Raw genomic sequence first — 25,139 nt, 5'->3', positions numbered from 1 at the left:
AATGCCCGGTCCGGCCCCGGACCAGCGGATGCGGCCCGAGGGTCGGCGCAACTCCCAGGGGATTCGTGTCGATCCGGAAGCGGAAGCGACACACGAGCCACGGATGGCTGTGCTGTCGGCGCTGGTCAAACACGAGCCCGGCGTCCTCTCTGAGGTCTCCAGCCTGTTCAGCCGTCGGCAGTTCAACATCGAGAGTCTCACTGTGGGCGCGACGACAGACGACGGCACCGCCCGGATGACGATCGTCATCGAGGAGCCTGAGCCGGGCGTCCAGCAGGCGAAAAAACAACTCCGCAAACTCATCCCCGTCATCGAGGTCGAGGAGCTGGAGTCGGCGGCCATGCGCCGTGAGCTGGCGCTGATCAAGGTCGCCGGCGACAAGCCCGACGACGTGCAGGCGGTCGCGGAGATGTACGGTGGCGACGCCGTCGACGCTTCGACGAACGCAGTGACTGTCGAGATCACCGGCAGCAAACAGAAGATCGATGCCGCGATCGAGGCCTTCGAGCAGTTCGACGTGCTCGAGATCGTCCGCACCGGCGCGGCCGCCCTCGAACGCGGCTCGAAGACGATGGGCGCGACGACAATGGAAAGCGATAACTGAGCGATCCCCGAGAATTCACCTATGGTAGACGAATTTAGCACGGACGTATACTACGACGAGGACGCTGACGAATCGGTACTGGACGACAAGACAGTCGCAGTGCTGGGCTACGGCAGCCAGGGCCACGCCCACGCGCAGAATCTTGACGACAGCGGGGTCGACGTGGTCGTCGGCCTTCGTGAGGGGTCGGCCTCGCGTACGGAGGCCGAAGCCGACGGCCTGGACGTACAGACGCCGGCCGACGCCGTGAAAGCGGCCGATGTCGTCTCCGTGCTGGTCCCCGATACGGTCCAGCCGGACGTCTACGAGAACGCTATCAAGCCCAACCTCGAGGAGGGCGACACCTTGCAGTTCGCCCACGGGTTCAACATCCATTACGGCCAGATCGAACCACCCGAGGACGTCGACGTGACGATGGCCGCACCCAAGTCACCGGGCCATCTCGTCCGGCGGACCTACAAGCGCGGGGAGGGCGTGCCCGGGCTGGTCGCGGTTTATCAGGACGCCACCGGCGAGGCCCACGAGGAAGCGCTGGCCTACGCGAAGGCCATCGGCTGCACCCGCGCGGGCGTCATCGAGACGACCTTCCAGGAAGAGACCGAGACCGACCTCTTCGGCGAGCAGGCCGTTCTCTGTGGCGGCGTCACCGAGATGATGAAAGTCGGCTACGAGACGCTGGTCGATGCTGGCTACAGCGAGGAAATGGCCTACTTCGAGGTTATGAACGAGATGAAGCTCATCGTCGATCTCATCTACGAGGGTGGGCTGATGGAGATGTGGGATTCCGTCTCCGACACTGCCGAGTACGGCGGGCTGACCCGCGGGGAGTACGTCATCGACGACTCGGCCCGCGACGGGATGGAGCAGATCCTCCAGGAGGTCCAGAACGGCGAGTTCGCCAAGGAGTGGATCTCCGAGAACCAGACGAACCGACCCAGCTACAAGCAGCTCCGAGAAGCCGAGCAGAACCACGATATCGAAGACGTGGGCGGTCGCCTGCGCGAGCTGTTCGACTGGGACGAGAGCGACGAGTAACGGATTGTAAGTGAAACGAAACAACGGAGACAACGATTTCGAATGAGTTCAGGAACGCTGTACGACAAGGTATGGGACAAGCACAAGGTAACCGAACTGCCGAACGGACAGGATCAACTGTTCATCGGGCTGCACCTCGTCCACGAGGTCACGAGCCCGCAGGCGTTCGGGATGCTCCGGGAGCGCGACATCGACGTCGCCTATCCCGGGCGGACCTTCGCGACGACCGACCACATCGCGCCGACCGAGGAGGCAAAGCGCAAGCGGCCACTTGAGGACGACCAGGCCGAGAAGATGTTGGACGCGCTGGACACGAACACGGCCGAGAACGGCATCACGTTCTTCGACTTCGAGTCCGGCAGGCAGGGCATCACTCACGTCGTCGCGCCGGAACTGGGGTTGACCCAGCCCGGCATGACTGTCGCTTGCGGTGACAGCCACACGGCGACCCACGGCGCCTTCGGCTCGATCGGGGTCGGCGTCGGTACCAGTCAGATTCGGGATATCCTGGCGACCGGCTCGATCGCCGCCGAGAAACAGAAGGTCCGGCGGATCGAGGTCGAAGGCAGCCTCAACGAGGGCGTCTACGCGAAGGACATCATCCTGAAAATCATCCAGGAGCTGGGTGTCGACGGCGGCGTCGGCCACGTCTACGAGTACGGCGGCCCCGCGATCGAGGAACTCGGTATGGAAGGCCGGCTGGCGGTCTGTAACATGTCCATCGAGGGCGGCGCTCGCGCGGGCTATATCAACCCCGACGAGACCACCTACGACTACCTGAAGGGTCGGGAGTACGTCCCCGAGGGCGAGGAGTTCGAACAGCTCAAGGAGTACTGGGAGTCCATCGCGAGCGACGCGGACGCCGAGTACGACGACGTCGTCACGATCGACGTCGACGACATGGATCCGATGGTCACCTGGGGTATCAATCCCGGGCAGGTCGTCGAGATCTCCGAGCCAGTCCCCGCACCCGAGGACTTCGAGACCGAGACCGATCAAGAAGCCGCCCAGCAGGCGCTGGATCACATGGACATCGAACCCGGCCAGTCGATGCTGGGCTACGATATCGACGTCGCATTCTTGGGCACCTGTACGAACGGACGCGTCAGCGACTTCCGGCGCGCCGCCGAAATCCTGGAGGGCCACACCATCGACGATGGCGTGCGTGCGCTGGCCGTCCCCGGATCGGAGACCGTTCGCCGTCAGTGTGAGGCCGAGGGTATCGACGAGACGTTCATCGAGGCCGGCTTCCAGTGGCGACGGGCGGGCTGTTCGATGTGCCTGGCGATGAACGACGACTCTCTGGAAGGTGACGAGGCGGCCGCGTCCTCTTCGAACCGCAACTTCATCGGCCGACAGGGGTCCAAGGACGGCCGGACGGTCCTGATGAGCCCGGTGATGGTCGCCGCGGCGGCGGTCGAGGGCGAGATCACGGACGTGCGGCGCTTCTACGACGACCGGGCGGATGCACTGACTGCCGAGGATGTCTCGGAGGTGGCTGACTGATGGTCGACAAACCCCAGCATATCACGGACGTATCGGGGACCGGTGTGCCGATCTACGGCGACGACATCGACACCGACCAGATCCTGCCGGCGCGGTTCATGAAGGAGGTCACCTTCGACAACATGGCCGATTACCTCTTCTATGACGCCCGGCGCGACGACGGCGAGTTCAACGATCACCCGCTGAACCGCTTTGCGGGTGCGAACGTCGCAGTCGTCAACAAGAACTTCGGGATGGGCTCGTCCCGGGAACACGCCCCGCAAGCGATGATGCGGTGGGGCATCGACGCGGTCGTCGGTGAGTCCTACGCCGAGATCTTCCGGGACAACTGCAAGTCGCTCGGCATCCCCGCAGCCACGGCCGACCACGAGACCGTCACCGAGATCCAGGAGTGGATCGAGGCCAATCCCGACGAGGACATCCACATCGACGTCGAGGCTGAGACGGTCACCTACGGCGACACCACTGTCGACGTCGAGATCGACGGCGCGATGCAGCAGGCGCTCGTCGAGGGCATCTGGGACACGACGAGTCTCATGTACTCGAACATGAGCAAGGTCGAGGAGACCGTCGCGGACCTGCCGTATATCGAAGCCGAGTAGCGTTCACGCGAGGTTTCGACCCGTTGCGATGGGGCAGTCGCAATCGTCCAATTAGCTCCGATTTTCGGGGACTGCGGGGACGTTAAGGACTTCGGGTACCAACCGTTCGCATGCACGACAGCGACTCGCCACATCAGGACCAGCCGCTCACGACAGCCGGAAGCAACCTCGACGACGCCGACGCCGCGGCGATTCTGCTCCACGGTCGGGGTGCGACTGCCCAGAGCGTCCTCCAGTTAACCGACCACTTCGAGGTCGAGAATATCGCGTATCTCGCGCCCCAGGCGGCCGGAAACACGTGGTATCCGAACCCGTTCACCGCGCCTGTCGAATCCAACGAACCGGGGCGGACGTCGGGACTGCGTGCTATTGGTGGAGCCATCTCTGAGGCCGAATCGGCCGGGATTCCGACTGCAAACACTGTTTCGCTGGGCTTCTCGCAGGGCGCGTGCCTCGCCAGCGAGTTCGCCGCGAGGAATCCGGATCGCTACGGCGGGGTCGTCGCGCTGAGCGGCGGTCTCATCGGCGAGTCGATCGACCTCGAGGCGTACGACGGAGATCTGGACGGCACGCCGGTCTTCCTGGGCTGTAGCGACAGCGATCCGCACATCCCCGCCGAGCGCGTCCGCGAGTCGGCGGCCGTCTTCGAACGACTGGGCGGGGACGTGACGAAACGGCTCTACGAGGGAATGGGCCACGGCATCAACGACGACGAGATCGAGTTCGTCTCGGGGCTCCTCGCGGATCTGTGAACCGCCCTCGGCCTGCTCGCCTGTCGACTCTACCCTCGCTCGGCACTCACGCCGAAAAAAGGCTGTTGTGGACGGGTGCGAACTCCCGACTCTCCTCGATACCGTCGTCCTCGGTATCGGAGATGGCTGTGCCGTCGACCCCCTCATCCAGAAAGTCCGCCAGCGGCGGGCCGACGTTGCCGGGTTCGACCAGGAACGCGTCGTGACCGTGGTCGGACTCGACGACGTGATGTGCAGTCCCAACGTCGGCGGCTCTGAGCGACTCAGCCAGGTCTTCGGCCTGATCGACGGTGAAGTGCCAGTCGGCGGTAAAGGACATCACGAGCGCCTCGCCCTCGAAGGCGGCCAGCGCATTGCTGTCGGATTCGAAGCCCGACGCGAGATCGTAGTTGTCCATCGCCCGGGTCAGGTACAGATAGCTGTTGGCGTCGAACCGTTCGACGAACCGCTCGGCCTGATAGTCCAGGTAGGACTCGATGTCCCGATATGGAAAAAACGACGCGGCGGGATCGGTCGGGAACGACCGAACGGCGTCCCGTCCTGCCGCTCTGCGGCCGAACTTCTTCTCCATGCTGGCTTTCGAGAGGTACATGACGTGGCCGATCTGGCGGGCGATGGCGAGCCCGTCGTCCGGGCTGGGGCCGCCGTAGTAGTTGCCGCCGTTCCAGTGCTCGTCGGTGGTGATCGCCCGGCGGGCGATCGCGTCGAGCGCGAGACCCTGTGGATCGACCCGGGCGGCGGCCGCGATCGAGGCGATCCGATCGACGTGGTCGGGGTGGCGCTTGGCCCACTCGAGGACGTTCATTCCGCCGACGCTCCCGCCGACAACCGCGTGTAGTGCGGGCACGCCGAGTTCGTCAAGCAACTTACGTTGGGCTTCGGTCCAGTCGCCGATCGTCACCGGCGGGAAATCCGTCCCGTAGGGCTCGCCCGTCTCGGGGTTCTCGCTCGCGGGACCGGTCGTCCCGTAGCAGGAGCCGGGCACGTTCGCGCAGACGACGTAGTACTCGTTAGTGTCGATCGCCTTCCCGGGGCCGACGATGTCGTCCCACCAGGCCCGGGCCTGGCCGCTCGTCTCGGCGGTGTCGCGGTGGCTGGCGACGTGTGCGCTGCCGGTCAGGGCGTGACACACGAGCACCGCGTTGTCGCCGGTGAACTCCCCGTAGGCCTCGTAGGCGACCTCCAGGTCCGGGATCGACTCACCGCACTCGAACTCGAACTCGCCCAGCGAGACCGTCCCGCGCTCGACCTCCATGCTTACTCGATACCTGCTTTGAGGTCCGCAATGATGTCTCTGGCGTCTTCGATCCCGACCGACAGCCGAACGAGGTCGGGCGTGACGCCGCTCTCGCGCTGCTCGCTCTCGCTCAACTGGGCGTGAGTCGTCGAGGCCGGGTGGATAATCAGCGTCTTCGCGTCGCCGACGTTGGCCAAAAACTGCGCGAGTTCGGTCTCCTCACAGAGTCGCTTGCCCGCCTCGTAGCCGCCTTCCAGACCGAACGCGATCATCCCGCCGTATCCGTTTTCGAGATATTCAGCCGCATTGTCATGGGTCTCGTGGCTTTCCAGTCCGGGGTACTGGACCCAGGCGACCGCCTCGTTGTCGTCGAGCCACTCGGCGACGCGGGCGGCGTTTTCACAGTGGCGCTCCATCCGCAGGGCAAGCGTCTCGACGCCCTGGAGCGTTTGCCAGGCATCGAACGGTGCCTGTCCGTCGCCCAGGCTCCGGACCGCTCGCTGACGAGCAGCCACGGTAAAGGCCCGATCACCGAACTGCTCGGCGAAGTTCGTCCCGAACGCGGGGTTCTCGGCCCCGATCTCGGGATAGTCCTCCGCGTGGTCGGCCCACGGGAACGTGCCGCCGTCGACGATGACGCCCCCGATGGTCGTCCCCGACCCGTGGATCCACTTCGTCGTGGACTCCCAGACCAGGTCCGCGCCGTGTTCGGTCGGGCGACAGAGCGCGGGCGTCGCGAAGGTGTTGTCGACGACCAGCGGGACATCGCGGTCGTGTGCGATCTCCGCGATGCGCTCGATGTCCGGCGTCACCAGTGACGGGTTAGCGATCGTCTCGATGTGGACGTAGGCCGTGTTCTCGTCGATCGCCTCGGCGTAGCCGTCGTAGTCGAGGGTGTCAACGAAGCGGGCGTCGATTCCACGACGGCTCGCGGTTTTCGTGAAGTAGCTATGTGTGCCCCCGTAGATCGAGGACGCCGAGACGACGTTGTCGCCCGCTTCGGCCAGCAGGAAGGTGATCCCGTCGAGCGCGGCCATCCCCGACCCGGTCGCGACGGCGTCGATGCCACCCTCGAGGTCGGCCAGTCGACGCTCCAGCATCCGAACGGTTGGATTGTCGAACCGCGAGTAGATGTTGCCCTCCGCCTGCAAGGCGTACTGGTCGGCTGCCTGCTCGGCGTCTTCGAAGGCGTAGGACGTTGTCTGGTAGATCGGCGGTGCGACCGCACCCGTCTCCGGATCCGGGTGCTGGCCGGCGTGGACACACCGTGTCCCGAAGTACTGTGGCCCCACAGAATCCTGATCAGTCATGTACTACACTCATATAGATCTAGCAATCTATAACTGATAGTTACGGCAATATTCGCGAGTGGGTCGTTGACTATCTTTCCGCGCAGACTAATCCAAAGGATTATAGTAACTGACCGGTTAGTCAGATTGCCGGCAGTAAACACTTTCAGCGGTCGTAGGACAGCAGCCATCCGGCTGTACCGTTGACGGTCCGTTTCGGACCACTTTTGAGGAATCTCGGATAGCTACGGATTTTGACGACCGAAACCACTATTCGCGGCATCTGCGTTTACACGACCATGTCGTGGCCACGAACGGCCTTCGTTCTGGTGGCGCTCTGTCTCGTGATTGGGGCGAGCGGCGGGACCGCTTGGGCTGTCGACGGTGACGCGTCTCAGTCGGACCGGGTCGGCAACGAAACGACCGACGTGCCACCGGACCCTGACGAGGACCGAATCGGGTGGGAAGGCGGCTACTGGTACAACGAGTCCGTCGACGTCGATCAGTATGACGGGCTCTCGGACGCCGAACTACAGCGATACAAGTACCGAACGATGGCTCGACTGGAACGGATCCGCGGGCTGGAGTTCACTGACGATGTCGCGATCGAATTTATCGGACCCGGCGAAGTCGAGGATCGCATCGAGGGCAACATCACGCAGTTTCGCGGCACCGGCCAGCAGTGGGAAGCGCTGTTCGTGATCGGCGAGGACCGCAATGCCGAGCGAGTCCTTCTCGGGACGCTCGTCGGGAGCGTCGCCGGCTGGGCCGCCGAAGAGGGGTCCGAAACCGTCGTGTTGATCACCGACGATCCGTCCGAGCCGACCGTTCCGCCGACGTTGCTGGCTCACGAACTCGTCCACGTCCTCCAGCACCAGCAGTTCGATCTCAGTGCCGAGCGGTACCAGCGGGCGACGCTTGACGGCGAACACGCCAAAGACGCCGTCGTCGAGGGCGAGGCGAGTTACCTCGACAGCGTCTACGAACAGTACTGTACCAACGGGTCCTGGGACTGTGCCGATGAGCGTCCCTTCGCGACTGGGCCGGATGTCGGCGTCGAGTACGGACTCTTTCCGTATCTCCAAGCCCCGTACACGCTCGGCGGTGAATACGTCAGCCGCCTGGTCGATCGGGGCGGGTTCGACGCCGTCGACGCCGCACACCGGAACCCGCCCGAATATAGCGTCACCGCGTTACACGGACGACAGGCCGAGACCGCAAGCCAGGCCGGGATCGCACCGTCGTCGCCGTTGTCCGTGCCCGACCGATCGGCCGACGGCTGGACGCGCCAGGGTGGGCCGGACCGCGTCGGTGCCATGGGGTTGACGGCGATACTCGGTGACAGGGCGCTGGCCTGGCGTAACGGCGTCCTCTACGCGTACGCGAACGGCTCGGCGGACGGCTACGTCTGGGAGACGCGCTGGTCGAACGCGACGACGGCCCAACGGTTTCTCGACGCGTATCGCGACGAGATCCGATCGAAAGACGGAGTCAACGTCTCTGCAGGGGTCTGGCAGATCCCGGACGGCCCGTTCGCCGATGCGTTCGCTCTCGATCGGACCGGTGATACTGTCCGAATCGTGAACGCCCCATCAGTCGGGGCGCTCTCGGCTGTCCACGACTCCCCGTCCGATCTGGACGGTGCTGACGCTGGATCGACTGTCGACGCCGGGAGTCAGACGACTGCCAGCAGCGCGGAGCAGACGACGGCCGCCGACGGGAGCGGCCCTGGGTTTGGCTTCATCGCCGCATTCGTCGCTGTCTTCGTTGCTATAGCGGCCGCAAAAAGATCGGCAGTCTAGTGGTCGTGGCCGGTAAGTTCGCCGTAGCTCGCGCCGAACCGGTCTTCGAACAGCTCCATCGTCCGCTGTTCGGCGTCTTTGACGTTTTGTGGCGGCTCGCCCTGTCCGTGGTGGATCGCTCCGTGGATCCGCTGGGCGAGGCCGAACATTGCGATGTCACCGATAATCTCGGCCGGCGTCTCGCCCTCTTCCTCGCGCAGCATCTCGATCAGCGCGATCGGCACCGTGAGTTCGTCGGTCGTGTCGTCGTCCTCGATCGTCAGCGTGACAGTATCGTCAGCCATACCACTGGTTTCGGCGACCGGACTCAAGGGTCTTCGGATCGAGATCAGTCGCCCGCCTGTGCCGTCTCGATACCGGCCGCCTCCTGCTCGATCGATTCGAGGTACTCGTCGACGTCGAGTGCCGCCTTACAGCCCATCCCGGCGGCCGTCACGGCCTGCTGGTAGTGATAGTCGACGACGTCACCTGCGGCGAAGATCCCCTCGACACCGGTTTTGGTCTGTCCGCCGCCGCTTCCCCCTTCTGTTTGGATATAGCCCGCCTCGTCCAGTTCGACGGGCGTGTCTTCGAGGTACTCGGTATTGGGTGTGTGCCCGATCGCCAGGAAGACGGCGCCGACATCGAGGTCGGACCGTTCGACCGCATCTCCCTGCCCGGACTCGAGTTTCGCTTTCGGGTGGCCGTCCGGGTGCCGAACCAGCGAGACGTGATCGATGCCGTCGGCCTGACTGCCGTGGATCTCGGTCGCTTCCGTGTTCTTTAGCAGTTCTACCTCGCCCTCGTCGACTTTCTCCATGATACGGTCGACCCAGTACTCCTCGGCCCGGAAGTCCTCCCGACGGTGGGCGATGTAGACGGTGTCGGCGAACTTGGTCAGGAAGTTCGCCTCTTCCATGGCAGCGTCGCCGCCCCCGATCACCAGCATATCCTCGTCGCGGAAGAAGGCGCCGTCACAGGTCGCACACGTCGAGACGCCGTACCCCATGAGATCGTCCTCGCCGGGGATATCGAGCGTCCGAGCGCTCGCTCCCGACGCAGCGATGAACGCGTCCGCCGTCAGCGACCGTCCGTTCGTGAGTGTCACCCCGATCGGGTCTCCCTCCTCGACGGTCTCGACGACGCCGTTCTCGATCTCGGCCCCGAACGTTCGTGCCTGCTCTTTCATGTTGTTTATGAGTTCGGGGCCACCGATTCCCTCCGGGAATCCCGGGTAGTTCTCGACGTCGGTCGTGAGCGTCAACTGGCCACCCGGCTCGTCGCCTTCCAGAATGAGTGGATCGTTGTTCGCCCGCGCCGCGTAGATGGCGGCCGTCAGGCCGGCGATACCTGTCCCTGCGATAACGAGTCGACGATCGGCCTCCCCAGACATGCCCGAAGGTACTGCCGGGCGTGATTTGTAGCTTGTGCTGACGGCAGCGCCGAGATCCGGAAAACGAGTTTCGGTCAGGTCACGACAGTAGACGATACGGCGCTACTGTTCGTCGTCAGGCACGTTGGCCTCGCCCGAGCCGGGTCCGGTCGGGAAGTAGAACTCGTGTTCGGACTCGGTCTCGAAGCGATCGAGGACCTCCCGCAGCGGGCGCGCGTAGCGTGAGAGGTCTTCGGCGCGCTGGCTGACCTCGTTGAGTTCAGCGGCCTGCTCCTCGGCAGCGCCGGCGACGTTTTCGGATTCGGCCATGGTCTGCTCGCTGAGTTCGACGACCTGGTTCAGCGTGGTGGCGATCTCCTCGATGCGATCGAGTGAGTCGCCGAAGTCGACGTCGTTCTCGGCGGCGAACTCTTCGAGATCGTGTGCGATGTCGTCCATCGCGTTGGAGATTTCCTGGAGACGCTCTTTCTGATCGTAGGCGTCGTCGGAGATCTTCTGGATCGAATCCGCGACCTGCTCGGAGGCGTCCCGGACGCTTTCCGAAGAGGTCTGGACGACCTCGCCGGCGGTCTCGACTTCGTCGGCGAAGCTTTTGAGCTGTCCGGTGGTCTTCTCGAGTTCGTCGATCATCTCGTTGAACTCGCTGGCGATACGATCCATCGCCTCGTTCTCCCCGTCGGGTTCCATCCGCTGGGTGAGATCACCGGAGGCACACTGCTGCATGATCTCCGCGTACTCGTCGGCCCGGTCCTGGAGGTAGTTGGACATCTCCATCGCTTCCGCTCGGGATACCTCCGCTTCCTTGCGAGCCTGTTCGGCCTCTTCAATCTGCTGTTGCAGCGCATCGCGCATGTTGGCGAAGCCGCCGTATAGCTGCCCGATCTGGTCGTCGCGTGGCGAGTACAGGTCCACGTCGAGGTTTCCTTCTTCCATCTCCTCGGCTTTGCCTTTCAGCCGGTCGATGGACTTGGACGTGTTCCGGCCGAGCACTGCACCGAAGATGCCGATCAGGAGGACGCCGACGAGGGTCGCAGCGAGCGACTGGTTCGAGACCGCCTCGACGTCACCGTATGCAGTCTGGCGGTTCGTGTGTTCGAGCACGACCCAGTCGACCTCGACCGAGGTCGAACCGCTCAGGGTGACAGAGGTGACTGGTGCCGCACCGACGACGTATCTCTCCCCGTTGAGGTTATAGTTAGTCGCCTGATCCCATTTGGACCCATCGAGGACACCGCCCGCAGCCGTGTCCGATGCCATGCCGACGCGGCTGTTCTGGCTGCGGACCTCCGTGATCGGTTTCTTCCACTGGTCGTACTGGTGGATCGAGTCGTGGATCGAACTCGCGTACCCCTCCATGATGATCTGGTCGTCGTCGTCGACGACCATCGCGACGCCACTGTCGAGACCAGTGCCGAGACCGGCAGTAAAGCCGCCAGTGTACGCTTCCGTTGCGATCGAGTAGATGACTGCCCGCTGTTCGCCGGTACCGGGGTCATCGACGAGGGCGATGTATGCGAGATGTATGCCTCCGAACCGTGAGGTCCCCTCGTCGCTGATGTACGCGTCCGTCAGCCTGATCGTATCTCCGGAGTCTTTCAGGTCCGCCAGTTCGGCTGCGACGGTCTGGTTGATACCCGAAACGGGTGCCGTCCTGTTTTCGTTCGGATTTATCGCGGACCGATCGGGTGCGCCGTCGGTGGACGCGACGATCTGTGCGGGGTCCGAACCGTTGCCCGGCTTGACGTAGTGGATCGTGTATCCCTGGCTCAGATAGTCTCCGCCCTGGTTCTTTTCGGTCGACAGCCAGTCGTGAACTTCCGCGTCGGTCTTCCCGTCGAAAATCCTCGTCAACTGCAGCGTCTCCTGGCCGTTGTCCGCGACCCACGTCTGTAGCCCGTTCGCATCGTTTTTCGCGAGATTGCTGTACTGATCGTTGATCTGGTCGTGGACCTCGTCTTTGACGAGTTCCGATCCCACGAATCCGGCCGCCCCGACTGAGAGGCCGATTATCAATAGCGCGATACCGAATTTGATCGCGAAGCTCTTTCGAATGAATTCCGGGAGTATCTTTCGTACGATGCCCATGAGCCCGCCGCCTCTCGAGCTCTTGTCCGACCCGTCGGTTTGATCACTGCTCATAGTTGGTCTCTGTGTGCGTGCCTGTCTGAATACGTCATCTGTAATCCTGTTGTGCGCCCATCAGCAGCCAGTGATCGTCGGCATGACGGTCACCAGGCTCGCTATGGCAGTGGGTTGATCCAGTCTATAAATAAAGATTTGCCATACAGTATCGTCTATTGAAATGGAACGTAGTCATACTATTATCTCACAGTACCTGGGGCAGTGACAGCGACGATAAACCGGCATGGATTGCCGAATCCGTGTGGGTCGGTCACTCGCCACAGAACGAGCGCGGTCTAACAAGCTTCATAATCCCGGGGAATGCAGTCTCAAGGTATGTACAACGGATCAACCAACGGGTTTTGGACAGGTGCGGAGGGCTGTAGCGATGCGTAACGCGAAAATCGTCTGTACACTCGGTCCGGCGTCGGATTCGACCGAGGAGATCACGGCCCTGGCGGAGGCCGGGATGTCCGTCGCGCGGTTGAACGCCAGCCACGGCTCGCCCGAGCAGCGCCGCGAGACGATCGATCGGATTCGGGCGGTCGACGAATCGGTCGACCATCCGGTCGCGGTCATGCACGACATCCCCGGCCCGGAAGTGCGCACCGCCGACATCGACGAGCCGATCCATCTCGAGGCCGACTCCCGGGTTCGATTCTATCAAGGCGACGACGCCACGCCCGAGGCGGTCGGGTTGTCGCTGGACATCTCGGCCGTCGAGGCGGGCGATCGGGTCCTGCTGGACGACGGTCGCATCGAGACGACCGTCGAAGAGGTCGACGGCAGCGATGTCTACGCGCGCGTCCAGAACGGCGGCGAACTTCAGGCGCGCAAGGGCGTCAACATCCCCGGCGTCGAACTCGGCCTGCCGACGGTCACCGAGAAAGACCGTGAAGAGCTGAAAGTCGCGGCCGAGAAAGGTGCCGACCTCGTCGCGGCGTCGTTCGTCCGGGACGGCTCGGATATCCGCGAGATCGCCGACACCCTCAACGAGTTCGGCGCCGACATTCCGATCGTCGCGAAGATCGAACGGGCTGGTGCCGTCCAGAACCTCGACAGCATCATCGAAGAGGCCTACGGCATCATGGTCGCCCGCGGCGACCTGGGCGTCGAACTGCCCCTGGAAGTGGTGCCGCTCTACCAGAAACGGATCATCCGGAAGTGCAATCAGGCGGGCGTGCCGGTGATTACGGCGACTGAGATGCTCGATTCGATGGTCGAGTCCCGGCGGCCGACCCGCGCGGAAGCCTCCGACGTCGCTAACGCCGTCCTGGACGGGACGGACGCGGTGATGCTCTCGGGGGAAACCGCCATCGGCAACCACCCCGCACGCGTCGTCGACACCATGGCCAGCATCGTCGAAGAAGTCGAAAACAGCGAAGAGTACGAGGAACTGCGCGAACAACGCGTGCCCGAAGCCGACGACACGCGGGCTGACGCGCTGGCTCACGCCGCCCGGTTCCTCGCCGAAGACGTCGACGCCACCGCGATCGTCGCCGCCAGCGAGTCTGGCTACTCCGCGCTGAAGGCCGCGAAGTTCCGGCCTGGTATTCCCATTATTGCCTCGACCCCGAGCGATCGGGTCCGGCGGCGGCTCGCCCTCTCGTGGGGCATCCACCCGACCTCGACGCCGTACACGACGGAGGGTGCGGACGCCATCATCCAGAACTCCGTCCAGTCCGCACTGGACACCGGCATCGCGCGCAACGGCGATACGCTGGTCGTCGTCTCGGGGATGATGACCGAACTCGACGGGATCGGCACCTCGAACATGCTCAAGATCCACGTGGCCGCGGAGACGATTGTCTCCGGGACGCCGATCGTCAGCGGTATTGTCACGGGTGAAATCCACCGTGTCGAGGATGGTGACCTCTCGGCTGTTCCGGACGGTGCAGTCGCGGTGATTCCTGCTGAGTTCGACGGCGAACTCGCCGGTGATGCCGATCATATCCGTGGTATCGTCAGCGCCGAAGACAACGCGACCGGCAGTCGCGCTGCCGTGCTCGCGCGCGAACTTGACCTGCCGATGATCGGCGAGGCGGACGTGCCTGCGGACATCGAGAACGGCACTGTCGTCACGCTGGATGCCGAACGAGCGGTTCTGTACCGTGACGTCGTGGGCGCTCGAGAGGAATAACAGCTCGCCAGCTTCGTTCACGTATCAGTCGCTCGCTGCGTTCACGTATCGGGTCGAAAGTCGCTTTTTCTTCGAGTGCATCCGCTCTGATGGCGTTGTGTCGGTCCTGAAATGTCAGATCAAAATCACACATCGGCGCGAGTAAATATATGCAGTTAAGTGTGGCAAGGACGATACGCCGATAGTATGGCCACATACGCAGGGGTCGACCTGGGCGCGACGCACGTGCGCGCCATCGTCGGCGACGAGACTGGCGCGGAACTAGGTTCTCACAAACAGCGGACGCCGGAGGGGCCAACCGGGATTGCAGTCACCGAGGCGGTCCTCGAAACCCTTCGCAGCGCGTGCGCGAACGCGGATGTCGATCCGACAGCACTGCAGGGCGTGGGAATCGGCTCGATCGGCCCGCTGGATCTGACCGACGGCGCCGTCGAAAACCCCTCGAACTTGCCCGATAGCATCGACCGGATTCCGTTGGTCGGGCCGATCCGGAATCTTGTCGAAACCGACAACGTCCACCTTCACAACGACACGGTCGCCGGTGTGATCGGCGAACGCTTCTACAGTGAACGGAACCCCACGAGCATGGTCTACCTCACCATCTCGACGGGTATCGGTGCCGGCGTGTGTGTCGACGGGAACGTGCTCAGCGGCTGGGACGGCAACGCCGGCGAAGTCGGGCACATCACGCTCGACCCGGACGGAGCCATGCAGTGTGGCTGTGGAAAACCCGGTCACTGGGAGGCCTACGCTTCGGGTCAGAACATCCCTCGATACGCGAAACACCTCTATGAGACCGAGGACTGGGAAACCGATATGGACGTGCTGAGCGATGACTTCTCGGCGATCGACGTGTATGCCAACGCGGGCGACGACGAGTTTGCCGACTACGTCATCGAGCGCGTCAACGACTGGAACGTCCAGGGGTTCGCCAACCTCATCCACTCCTATGCGCCGCTGGTCATCTACGTCGGTGGCAGCGTCGCGCTCAACAACGAAGAACTCGTACTCGACCCGGTCCGAGAGCGACTCGAAGATCACGTCTTCGTCAACATGCCCGATATCAAGCTGACGACGCTGGGCGATGACGTCGTGTTGAAGGGCGCACTCGCGAGCGGTCTCACGCGAGGGACTGGCGACCGTAGCCGCGTGCCGGAGTAATTACTCGTGTCGGTGCAGGTCGTAGAGTCGTCTGAACACGAGCGTCGGAAACCTGGGTTCGACTCTGCTCGGTGGCCGCCCGTGGCCGTCGGCCTGTGACGCCGAGACGCGCTCGACGACGCCGCGTTCCGCCAACTCGTAGAGGAATCGCTTGACCGTTCCTGGGGAGAGGTCGATGTTGTCGATCCCGGCTATCGCTTTTGTCGTCGTGGTGACCGAGGCGCGCTCGTCGGAATCGAGATCGAGCAACTCCCGGAGTACGCGCTGGCGATTCGCCCGAAGCGACAGGACGACCCCGAGCGGGACACACGGGGATGGCACGGCGTCGATCCCCGTCTCGACGTCCTCGTCGCGGATCCGCTCGACGCCGGCGGCATCAGCCCGGTCTGCAGCTCCGAACAGTGCCGCCAGCGCGTCGTGTGCGTCCCCGCCGGCCCAGGATGCAATTTTCCTCGCCTGGGAGTGCTGTAGCGCGTCGCGAGCGAGACCGTCGGACCCTCGTGTCATCAGCACGTCGATCAATACCTGTTGTCCGTAGCCGGGAATCTCGATCTCCTCATCTGGCCACTCCCCGTGAACGTCCTCACCAGGGGTTCGTCCGACGAGCAAGAGTGAGACGGTGTGTCCGAACGGTTCGAACCACTCGGTGAGTTGCTCCGTCGTGAGCGACTCGGGCTCGTCAACGTGGTCGACAGCCAGGACGACCCCGGAACTCCCGCCGACCGTGTCCTGAAGTCGCGACCGGAGCTCGGCTGTACTCACTCCTTGCTGTGGGACGTCGTCCGAGCTAACCGCTTCCAGCACACGATGATACAGCTGGAACTCACTGTTGGCGACCCGCGCGTCGACGTACACGAACGTCGGAAGCTCGACTGTTTGGGCGCGCGTGGACGTATGAATGACCGCATGTGGCTGGACTGTCATCGACTGTAGTCGGTCGAACAGCGCGGTGACGATCGCTGACTTTCCGCTCCCCGAGGGTCCCCAGACGTACACGTCCGGGGGTAGCGTCCCCTCGAACACGGGATCCAGATGATCGAGCACTCGCTCGAGGACGGGTCCGCGGCCGACCGGCTCCTGGACGTGCGCGACCGGGTTCAACGGCTCGTAGTCGAGGACGATTGGCCGGTCGGCGCCTCGCCGTCGCCGCCGTCTGATCCGCTGTGCAAGATCCATCGTTAATCGTTATTGTATAACTACCACTGGCCCGGCGGGAATAAAAAATGATTTGATTCGATATCAACATTTCAAACCGATTATTATATCTGACCGGCGTTATCGACCGACAGTTCACCGGTAGTATTCGGGCGCGAACCGCTTGAGGAGCGCAGCCGTCAGCAAGAACACGAGCCCGCTGAACAGTCCGACGATCAGCGCGGCCGCGACTCGGACGCCGATCGTTGCTTCGATCAGGACGGCAGTGACGACGGTTATAGCCCCCACGACCGCAGCGAAGCGGCGGCGGTCGTCGGGTTCGAGCAGTAACTGATCCGACATAGTCGACATGACTGTGCGGTCCGGTATAGGTGTTTGCTTCGACCGAACTCCCGCGTCGTCGAACCCTCCTATCGTGCAAGTAAACGGGCTTGTCGCGTGGTTCGTGCGTCTGCCATCTCTTTACGCGAGGCCCCTGGTTGAGGGATGAAGTGATCGTTTCGACTGTGTCAGCCCGATTGCGGCCTCAAACAATTAAGCGGATGGGCCGACATTGGGGACGTATGGCAGAACAGCAGGTAGACGAGGCGTTGTTGAAGGCCGACCGGTGGAGCAAAATCGTCGCGTTGTTTTTCGCGATGGGGATGTACGGATTCGCGACGCTGTTTACGAACAACGCCACACTCAACGCCGCAATTGCGGCGTTCGCTGCGATCGGTGTCCGGATTTCGATCCCGTACTTCGCCAGCATCTCTGGATACGGGCTGGATCAGTCTCCAAGCCAGTCACACGCCGGTACGGGCAACTACCATCACGGTGCAGTCGGCGTCGGCCTGATCGTCGGTTCGTTCCTGGCGCTCGCTATCATAGCCGTCGAGACGCCGGCCGTGGCGTTCGCCGGCGGCGCCGCCGGTGGTGTCGTGTCGGTGCTGTTGCTACGAGAGGTACTTCCATCTGTGTGATACGACTCCCTCTTCGTTTGGACACGCGCTAAAAAAATGACCGAAAAAGCAGTTCGTGAGCGATTACAGTCCGCCGGGGACCCACACGGCGGTCTCGAAGACGCCTGCCATCGCTAGGACCCAGATCAGCGAAATCGTGACGAAGATGGCGAAGGCGGGCGGGTCCACGTGGGTACCACCGTGCGCGTAGAAGATACGCTGGCCAGCTTCACCGACGAGTGCGCCGATCATGCCGAAGAGAGCGGCGATGACCAAGCCCACGATCGGATCCACACCGGCGAGGATCGCGTCGTTACCTGCGGTCTGGGTGACCGCGAAGAACGCGGTCGCACCGGGTAGCGTCATGTGGTGAGTGACCGGGATCCGAGCGACACCCAGATTCAGGAAGATCAGCGACGCCGCGCTGATACCGAACCCGAAGAAGACTGCTGGGGCTGCAGGTGCGTTGGCGAGGTTCGTCCCCTCTGGGACCACCATGAGATTGGCCAGGCCACCTGCTGCTACCTGGAGACCGATGTACCCGGCAACGGCACCGGCGACCAGTCCGATCGAGGCGACGTGGGACCACTTGTACATGTTCGGCAGCCACGGCTCCACGGCGAGCATATCCGAGTTGTCCTTCTCACCGTCGCCGAAGTTGTGGTTGTTCCCCATCTCTTCGCGCTCGAACGGACCCATGTCGAAGCGTCCGCTGGCCTTGTCGCTAACGGTACCGAGGACCGAGTAGCCGAAGACCGCTCGGTGGACGAACGCGCTGGCGACGACGGTGAAGGCGATCGGGTCAGTCGGGATCGCGGCCTGTCGGAGGAGCTCCTCCAGCACGATACCGAAAACACCGAACGCTGCACCGACTGCCAGAATATCGGGCCGACTTCCGAGTGCGAAGGTAATGTCCTTCCCGTTGTGGTAATCCATTCCGGATTCCATCAGTCCGTTCTTCGCGGCGTAGGCGGCCGCTGCCGCACCACCGGCGAATGAAATGTGCGGGCCGAAGACCGGGCCGAACCCGATAGCGACCCCCGGACCGCCACCGGCGACACCGGCGAGGACGAGGAATCCAGTGAAGACGAAGGCGGGTAGCGCGCCGAGCGCAGCACCGAACGCACCGCCGGCTGCCGCACCGACCAGGATGTACCAGTTATCTATGAGGACGTTCGTGATAGCATCGACGTCCCCCCAGGAGTGTGAGGTCTCCAGTACCACGTCAGCCTGATCGGCCGCGGCGAGTGCCGGGTCGAGTAGTTCTGCCGGCATCGTTTATTCCTCCCGTGCCCAGTCGAGCGATCGATCGACTGCGTCTTCCCAGCGGTCGTGCAGTTTGTCTGCCTTGTTCGGGTCCATCTCCGGACTGAACTCGCGGTCGACCTGCCAGTTGTCCCGGAGCTCGTCCAGCGTCTCCCAGTAGCCGACCGCGAGCCCGGCCGCGTAGGCCGCGCCCAGCGCTGTCGTCTCGTCGACCTGCGGACGAGCGATATCGGTCTGGATGATGTCGGATTGCAACTGGACGAGGAAGTTGTTCTTGACTGCCCCGCCGTCGACCTTGAGACTGGTCAGCTCGACGCCGGAATCGTCTTGCATCGCTTCCGCGACGTCGCGGGTCTGGTAGGCGATCGACTCTAGCGTCGCCCGCACGATGTGCTCGCGGCGGGTGCCACGAGTCATCCCGACGATCGTCCCGCGTGCGCGCCCGTCCCAGTGTGGCGCCCCGAGCCCGGTGAACGCGGGCACCATGTACACGCCGTCGGTTGAATCAATCGAGCGCGCGAGCTCGGCCGTCTCCGTGGGATCGTCGATGAGTTCGACGTCCTCGAGCCACTCGATCGCGGCACCGGTGATGAAGATCGACCCCTCCAGCGCGTACTGGACCGGCTCGCCCGAACGCTGGAAGCCGACGGTCGTCAGCAGCCCGTGTTCGCTCGATACGGCCTCGTTGCCCGTGTTCATCAGGAAGAACGAGCCCGTCCCGTAGGTGTTCTTCGCGTCACCGGCGTCGAAGCAAGTCTGGCCGAACAGCGCGGCCTGCTGGTCACCGAGCGCACCCGCGACCGGCACTTCCGCTTCGAGGAACCCGTCGGGGTCGGTGTAGCCGTAGTAATCCTCGTCACTGGACGGTCGGACCTCCGGCAGCATACTCTCGGGGACGCCGAATTCCTCGAGGAGCTCGTCGTCCCATTCCATGTCGTTGATGTTGTACAACATGGTCCGGGACGCGTTGGACACGTCCGTGATGTTGTTGCCGGTCAGGTTGTAGGTGAGCCACGCGTCGATGGTCCCCATCATGAGCTCGCCGTCCTGGGCTCGCTCCTGGAGATCCTGCGGTCGCGCGCGCTGCATCTTGACCGGATCGCCTTCCGAGAGCAGCCACTCGACTTTCGTCGCCGAGAAGTACGCGTCGGCCTCCAGGCCGGTCTTCTCGCGGATCCACTCGACTTTGTCCTCTTCTTGGAGTTCCTCGACGCGGTCGGTCGTCCGGCGGTCCTGCCAGACGATCGCGTTGTGGACCGGCTTGCCGGTCTCGGCGTCCCACACGATCGTCGTCTCACGCTGGTTGGTGATCCCGATCGCGTCGAGCTGGCTCGCCTCGACACCTGCCTTTCCGAGGGCCTTGATCACGACATCTTTGGTGTTTTCCCAGATCTCCATCGCGTCGTGCTCGACCCAACCCGGCTCCGGATAGATCTGTTCGTGCTTTTCGTACGCGTTCGCGACGACCGTCCCGTCATGGTCGAAGACCATGAAGCGAGTGCCGGTCGTCCCCTGATCGATCGCACCGACGTATGTGTCTGACATGGCTAGTGATTTTGTGCCCACGGCACACTTTACGAGTAGTGCCGTGTTGGTAGTAAAACTCACAGTGAATCGTTATAAAACTGCCGCAAGCTCATTGACAAATCCGCCAATATTCCGCCATGTGGCCGCGTTTCGATGAAATATTACTTCACACATATCCACCTCAATCCGTAGTGACGGTTCTTTACGGGCAATTCGGGGACAGTGGTAACAATAAAGTACGTTCGGGACAGATTCCATTCTATCGGATGGCTTCCACACCACACGTTCTCGTGATCGGCGGGGGTTCGACCGGTATCGGCATCGCGCGTGACCTCGCGATGCGTGATCTGGACGTGACGCTCGTCGAACAGGGGAACCTCACTCACGGGACGACCGGCCGGATGCACGGCCTGCTCCACAGCGGCGGCCGCTATGCCGTCTCCGATCAGGCCAGCGCGAAGGAGTGTATCCAGGAGAATCGCGTCCTCCGGGACATCGCAAGCCACTGTGTCGAGATGACCGGCGGCATGTTCGTCAAGCGCCCGGAAGACACAGAGGAGTACTTCCAGAAGAAACTTGAAGGGTGCCGAGAGTGCGATATTCCGGCAGAAGTAATCTCTGGCGAGGAAGCACGCAAGCGCGAGCCCCACCTCGCGAAGGACATCGACAAGGCGATCGCAGTACCCGACGGCGCGATCGACCCGTTCCGACTCGTGGTCGCGAACGCCGCCAGCGCCGAGCAACACGGCGCGCGCATCGAGACACACTCCCCGGTGACCGACCTGCTGATCGAGGACGGGGAGGTCGTCGGCGTCGAGGTCGAACACAAGTCCGGCCCGGGAATCCGCGTCCACGGCACTGAAGGGGGGACCGAGGAGATCCGTGCGGACTACGTCGTCAACGCCAGCGGTGCCTGGGCGGGCCAGATCGGCGACATGGCCGACGTCGACATCGAGGTCCGACCGTCGAAGGGCGTGATGACGATCATGAACATCCGGCAGGTCGACACGGTCATCAACCGCTGTCGACCGAAAGGCGACGCCGATATCGTCGTTCCCCACGAGACGACAGCGATCCTCGGGACGACCGACGAGGAAGTCGAAGATCCCGAGGACTACCCCGAGGAACAGTGGGAAGTCGACCTGATGATCGACACGCTCAAGGAACTCGTGCCGATGCTCGATGAGGCGCGGACGATCCGCTCCTTTTGGGGCGTGCGTCCGCTGTACGAACCGCCGGACGTCGGCAGCGAGGACCCGACCGACATCACGCGGGACTTCTTCCTGCTGGATCACGAGGAGCGCGACGACCTGCCGGGTATGACGAGCATCGTCGGCGGGAAGTTCACGACCTACCGGCTGATGGCCGAGAAGATCAGCGACCACGTCTGCGAGCAGTTCGGTATCGAGCGCGAGTGCCGAACTGCCGACGAACCGCTGCCCGGTAGCGAGGACTTCTCGGTCCTGCGCGATTACATGGAGGAGTTCGGGCTCCGATCGCCGATCGGCCGTCGCAGCGTCGAACGACTCGGCTCGCGCGCGGACGAGGTGCTCAAGACTGACGACCCGAACCCGGTCATCTGCGAGTGCGAGGGCGTCACGCGCGCGGAAGTGCAGGACGCCATCGGGCAGTCCGGATCGGACCTCAATGCTGTCCGCATCCGGACCCGCGCCTCGATGGGCAACTGCCAGGGTGGGATGTGCGTCCATCGGCTGGCGAGCGAACTCCACGACACCCGCGTCGACGGGGAGACCTTCGACGAGGGAGTCGCCCGCGAGGCCTGGGACGAACTCCTCCAGGAGCGCTGGAAGGGGCAGCGCCACGCCCTCTGGGGCGAGCAGCTCTCACAGGCGATGCTGAACTACGCGCTGCACGCGACGACTCAGAACCGCGACAACGACCCCGCGGACGGCGAGCCGGTCGACTTCGCGGCGTTCGATACGGGAGCCGATCAGCCGGGTGAGTCTGGCGGTGCAGACGTCGCGGCTGACGGGGGTGAGCGAGATGGCTATTGAGTCGGACGTACTGGTGATCGGTGGCGGACTTGCCGGGTTATCGAGCGCGATTTCGGCCGCCCGCGAGGGCGCGGACGTGCGTCTGGTAACCTACAAGCAGAGTACGCTCCGGCAAGCCTCGGGGCTGATCGACGTGCTCGGGTACACGCCCAACGGCGAGGGCCCGCTCACCGACCCCTACGACGCTATCCCCGAACTCCCCGAAGAGCACCCGTACCGCATCGTCGGCGAGGACACTGTCAGAGACGCGATGTCGATGTTCGACGCGGTCGTCGACACGTATCGGGGCGGACACACGGATACCAATGCCCTGCTGCCGACCTACGGCGGGACGGTCAAGCCGACCGCCCGATACCCCGACGGCGCGGCCGCCGGGCTCGCCAGCGACGACCGCGACCTTCTGCTGGTCGGGTTCGAGGCGATGCCCGACTTCGACGCACCGCACGTCGCGGCCCACCTCGAGGCTGCCGGCGTTCCGTTCGACGTGCGCGGGGAGACGATTCAGTTCCCCGGGGACCTGATGGACGACGCCAAGGTCACTCGCTACGCCAAACTCCTCGAAAACAACGGCCCTGTAGAAGTACGGGGCCGCGAGCGCGGGGCCCGAGACGCCCTGGTTGAGCGCCTCAACCCGCTGATCGAGAACGAACAGCGCATCGGTCTGCCGGCTGTCCTCGGCGACGCAGACGCCGCCGGCGTGCGGGCGGCCCTGGAAGCGGAGCTCGGCACAGAGGTCTTCGAGGTGCCGGCGACGCCGCCGTCCCTACCCGGCGTCCGACTGGAGGACCGACTGTTCGAGGCCCTCGATGAGGTCGGTGGCAACTTCGAGAGCGGTAATCCGGTCGTTTCCTTCGACGGCCAGGACCGCGTCGAGACCGTCTACGTCGACAAACAGGACGCCCGGATCCCGTTCAGCGCCGAGCAGTACGTGCTGGCGACCGGCGGACTCGTCGGCAAGGGCGTCGAGTCCGATCGCGAGCACGTCTACGAACCGATCTTCGACTGCCACGTCGCCCACTCCGAGGACCGGTATGACTGGTTCGACGAGGACGTCTTCGGCGACCATCCGTTCGCCGGGTTCGGCGTCGATCCCGATCCCGAACTGCGGCCACTCGACGGCTCGGGATCACCCGAGTTCGAGAACCTGCGGGCCGCCGGCTCGGTCCTCGGCGGGTATGACTTCGCTGCCGAGAAATCCGGCAGCGGCGTCTCGATCGCAACAGGATATCATGCTGGCCGAATCGCGGCACAGGAGGCACAATGAGCGACGCTAGAGACCCGACGCAGTTCGACCCGGTCGTACCGAACACAGGAGAAGAATACGAGCCGCTCGAAGTCTTCCCGGAAGACGAGGGGTTCGACCTCCGTCCCGGCGCGGATTCCTGCTACAAATGCTCGACCTGTGATACCAACTGTCCGGTCGCGGAAGTCGACGACGACTTCCCGGGGCCGAAGTTCCAGGGCCCCGAGCAGTGGCGGCTCAAACAGACCGACGACGACTACGAGATCGATCCGTCGATCTCGGAGTGCTCGAACTGTCTTCGGTGCGATACGTCCTGTCCGTCGGGCGTCAACCTGGCCCAGATGCACAACACCGCCCGCGGGGAGTACGTCGACAACCAGGTCTCGAAGTTCTCCGTCAAGTACGTCCGCAACCGGATCCTCGCGAACTACCGGACCTCCGCGTACTTCGCGAGCATGGTCCCCCGGACGGCCAACTTCTTCATGAACTTCGGGCCGGTCCGGTGGGCGATGGAGAAGGTCATGCACATCCCCAGCGAACGGGAGTTCCCCGAGTTCGCCACACAGACGTTCCGTCAGTGGTGGGCCGAACGCGGCGGCGCGAAAGTCCACTCTGAGGACAAGAAGATCGCGTACTTCCACGGCTGTTACTCGAATTACAACACACCAGAAGTCGCGAAGGCCTTAGTCCGCATCTACGAGTACTTCGGCTACGAGGTCATGGTGCCGGAACAGAAGTGTTCGGGGACGCCGATGTTCGCAAACGGGATGCTCGACGACGCGCGTCGCCACGCCGAGACCAACGTCGAGAACCTCACCGCAGCGATCGAAGACGGTGCGGACATCGTCGCCTCCTGTACATCCTGTTCGATGGCGCTGCGCAACGAGTATCCCGAGTTGTTCGACATCGACGGAATCGACGACCTCGCTGCCCACACGTACGACGCCATCGAGTACCTCCGTATCCACACTGACGTCCGTCAGGAACTCGAGCAGGCCGAGATTTCGGGCGAACTCGCGGACGAATTCGCCTACCACGCGCCGTGTCACGCGCGCAATCAGGGGCTCGAGCGACAGGCGATCGAACTCTTCCGGAACCTGGACGGCGTCTCGGTCGAGGATGTCGGCGATTCCTGCTCGGGCATCTCGGGCACGTACGGCTGGAAGTCCGAGAAATACGAGAAGTCGATGGAGATCGGGTCGGAGATGTTCGAACACATGGAGGAATCCGAGGGGACGACCGGCATGACCGAGTGTCCCACCTGCGCGAGCCAGATGGAACACGGAACCGGCTACGACATCCGTCACCCGCTCGAGTTGATCGAGGCTGCGCTGATCAAGTGATCGTTTCGGCCGAAAAACCTCGCGACGG

21 protein-coding genes are annotated in these 25,139 nt (G+C 63.5%); 12 read left to right on the top strand and 9 right to left on the bottom strand.

All coding sequences use genetic code 11. The features are described 5' to 3' along the window. Position 1 precedes the first annotated feature (1 nt). The 5 genes from ilvN to HSEST_RS09525 all read left to right on the top strand — a co-directional run bounded on the left by ilvN (position 2) and on the right by HSEST_RS09525 (position 4,499). Positions 2–604, top strand: a complete 603-nt coding sequence (gene ilvN, locus HSEST_RS09545; RefSeq protein WP_229122983.1) for an acetolactate synthase small subunit — start codon at positions 2–4, stop codon at positions 602–604. A gap of 21 nt (positions 605–625) precedes the next feature. Beyond that, positions 626–1,639: a ketol-acid reductoisomerase gene (gene ilvC / locus HSEST_RS09540; RefSeq protein ID WP_229120704.1), complete on the top strand. Its 1,014-nt coding sequence runs from the start codon at positions 626–628 to the stop codon at positions 1,637–1,639. A 42-nt stretch (positions 1,640–1,681) separates the two neighbouring features. Further along, a complete protein-coding gene (leuC, locus tag HSEST_RS09535; protein ID WP_229120703.1) occupies positions 1,682–3,145 on the top strand; it encodes a 3-isopropylmalate dehydratase large subunit in 1,464 nt (487 codons plus the stop codon). Then, positions 3,145–3,747, top strand: coding sequence for a 3-isopropylmalate dehydratase small subunit (locus HSEST_RS09530; RefSeq protein WP_229120702.1), 603 nt, complete (start codon positions 3,145–3,147; stop codon positions 3,745–3,747). The genes leuC and HSEST_RS09530 overlap by 1 nt, the downstream gene beginning before the upstream one ends. 110 nt (positions 3,748–3,857) lie before the next feature. Continuing rightward, complete coding sequence (locus HSEST_RS09525) at positions 3,858–4,499, top strand: alpha/beta hydrolase (protein ID WP_229120701.1); 642 nt, start codon at positions 3,858–3,860, stop codon at positions 4,497–4,499. A gap of 46 nt (positions 4,500–4,545) precedes the next feature. Here the strand turns inward: HSEST_RS09525 and metX are convergent, their stop codons facing one another. Together metX and HSEST_RS09515 are read right to left on the bottom strand one after the other, a co-directional pair. After that, positions 4,546–5,754 carry a homoserine O-acetyltransferase MetX gene (gene metX / locus HSEST_RS09520; protein WP_229120700.1) on the bottom strand — a complete coding sequence of 403 codons (1,209 nt, stop codon included), beginning with the start codon at positions 5,752–5,754 and terminating at the stop codon, positions 4,546–4,548. 2 nt (positions 5,755–5,756) lie between these two features. Further along, positions 5,757–7,046 carry an O-acetylhomoserine aminocarboxypropyltransferase/cysteine synthase family protein gene (locus HSEST_RS09515; RefSeq protein ID WP_229120699.1) on the bottom strand — a complete coding sequence of 430 codons (1,290 nt, stop codon included), beginning with the start codon at positions 7,044–7,046 and terminating at the stop codon, positions 5,757–5,759. 278 nt (positions 7,047–7,324) lie between these two features. Between HSEST_RS09515 and HSEST_RS09510 the strand changes: the two genes are divergently transcribed. Further along, positions 7,325–8,827, top strand: coding sequence for an Hvo_1808 family surface protein (locus HSEST_RS09510; protein WP_229120698.1), 1,503 nt, complete (start codon positions 7,325–7,327; stop codon positions 8,825–8,827). Here HSEST_RS09510 and HSEST_RS09505 read toward each other — a convergent pair. The 3 genes from HSEST_RS09505 to HSEST_RS09495 all read right to left on the bottom strand — a co-directional run bounded on the left by HSEST_RS09505 (position 8,824) and on the right by HSEST_RS09495 (position 12,338). Next, entirely contained in the window at positions 8,824–9,111 is a 288-nt protein-coding gene (locus HSEST_RS09505; RefSeq protein WP_229120697.1) for a DUF7545 family protein, read from the bottom strand. The two genes, HSEST_RS09510 and HSEST_RS09505, sit on opposite strands and share 4 nt — an antisense overlap. 44 nt (positions 9,112–9,155) lie before the next feature. Continuing rightward, complete coding sequence (locus tag HSEST_RS09500) at positions 9,156–10,199, bottom strand: NAD(P)/FAD-dependent oxidoreductase (RefSeq protein ID WP_229120696.1); 1,044 nt, start codon at positions 10,197–10,199, stop codon at positions 9,156–9,158. 102 nt (positions 10,200–10,301) lie between these two features. Then, the gene (locus tag HSEST_RS09495; RefSeq protein WP_229120695.1) at positions 10,302–12,338 is read right to left on the bottom strand and encodes a HAMP domain-containing protein; all 2,037 of its coding nucleotides are present in this window, start codon (positions 12,336–12,338) and stop codon (positions 10,302–10,304) included. A gap of 370 nt (positions 12,339–12,708) precedes the next feature. On the opposite strand from HSEST_RS09495, the gene pyk reads away from it, so the two are divergent. Both pyk and HSEST_RS09485 read left to right on the top strand, forming a co-directional pair. Beyond that, complete coding sequence (gene pyk / locus HSEST_RS09490; RefSeq protein ID WP_229120694.1) at positions 12,709–14,460, top strand: pyruvate kinase; 1,752 nt, start codon at positions 12,709–12,711, stop codon at positions 14,458–14,460. A gap of 186 nt (positions 14,461–14,646) precedes the next feature. After that, entirely contained in the window at positions 14,647–15,621 is a 975-nt protein-coding gene (locus HSEST_RS09485) for an ROK family protein (protein WP_229120693.1), read from the top strand. Here the strand turns inward: HSEST_RS09485 and HSEST_RS09480 are convergent, their stop codons facing one another. Together HSEST_RS09480 and HSEST_RS09475 are read right to left on the bottom strand one after the other, a co-directional pair. Next, entirely contained in the window at positions 15,622–16,797 is a 1,176-nt protein-coding gene (locus tag HSEST_RS09480; protein ID WP_229120692.1) for a Cdc6/Cdc18 family protein, read from the bottom strand. A gap of 114 nt (positions 16,798–16,911) precedes the next feature. Further along, on the bottom strand, positions 16,912–17,118 hold the full coding sequence (locus HSEST_RS09475) for a hypothetical protein (RefSeq protein ID WP_229120691.1): 207 nt from the start codon (positions 17,116–17,118) through the stop codon (positions 16,912–16,914). 221 nt (positions 17,119–17,339) lie between these two features. Here HSEST_RS09475 and HSEST_RS09470 point away from each other — a divergent pair, with 221 nt between their 5' ends. After that, on the top strand, positions 17,340–17,738 hold the full coding sequence (locus HSEST_RS09470) for a hypothetical protein (RefSeq protein WP_229120690.1): 399 nt from the start codon (positions 17,340–17,342) through the stop codon (positions 17,736–17,738). 63 nt (positions 17,739–17,801) lie between these two features. Here the strand turns inward: HSEST_RS09470 and HSEST_RS09465 are convergent, their stop codons facing one another. Next, positions 17,802–18,992: a hypothetical protein gene (locus HSEST_RS09465; protein WP_229120689.1), complete on the bottom strand. Its 1,191-nt coding sequence runs from the start codon at positions 18,990–18,992 to the stop codon at positions 17,802–17,804. A gap of 3 nt (positions 18,993–18,995) precedes the next feature. Further along, positions 18,996–20,528 (bottom strand): glycerol kinase GlpK, encoded by a 1,533-nt coding sequence (glpK, locus tag HSEST_RS09460; RefSeq protein WP_229120688.1) that lies wholly within the window; start codon positions 20,526–20,528, stop codon positions 18,996–18,998. Positions 20,529–20,776: 248 nt separating this feature from the next. On the opposite strand from glpK, the gene glpA reads away from it, so the two are divergent. The 3 genes from glpA to HSEST_RS09445 are packed head-to-tail and all read left to right on the top strand — an operon-like array spanning position 20,777 to position 25,111. Next, positions 20,777–22,525: an anaerobic glycerol-3-phosphate dehydrogenase subunit GlpA gene (gene glpA, locus HSEST_RS09455; RefSeq protein WP_229120687.1), complete on the top strand. Its 1,749-nt coding sequence runs from the start codon at positions 20,777–20,779 to the stop codon at positions 22,523–22,525. Continuing rightward, entirely contained in the window at positions 22,515–23,789 is a 1,275-nt protein-coding gene (gene glpB, locus HSEST_RS09450) for a glycerol-3-phosphate dehydrogenase subunit GlpB (protein ID WP_229120686.1), read from the top strand. Before glpA ends, glpB begins: the two co-directional genes overlap by 11 nt. Continuing rightward, on the top strand, positions 23,786–25,111 hold the full coding sequence (locus HSEST_RS09445) for an anaerobic glycerol-3-phosphate dehydrogenase subunit C (protein ID WP_229120685.1): 1,326 nt from the start codon (positions 23,786–23,788) through the stop codon (positions 25,109–25,111). The genes glpB and HSEST_RS09445 overlap by 4 nt, the downstream gene beginning before the upstream one ends. Positions 25,112–25,139 lie beyond the last annotated feature (28 nt).

Origin of the sequence: Halapricum desulfuricans (genome assembly GCF_017094465.1) — an archaeon.
Taxonomy (GTDB): domain Archaea; phylum Halobacteriota; class Halobacteria; order Halobacteriales; family Haloarculaceae; genus Halapricum.
This window is presented reverse-complemented; position numbering and strand designations above follow the sequence as displayed.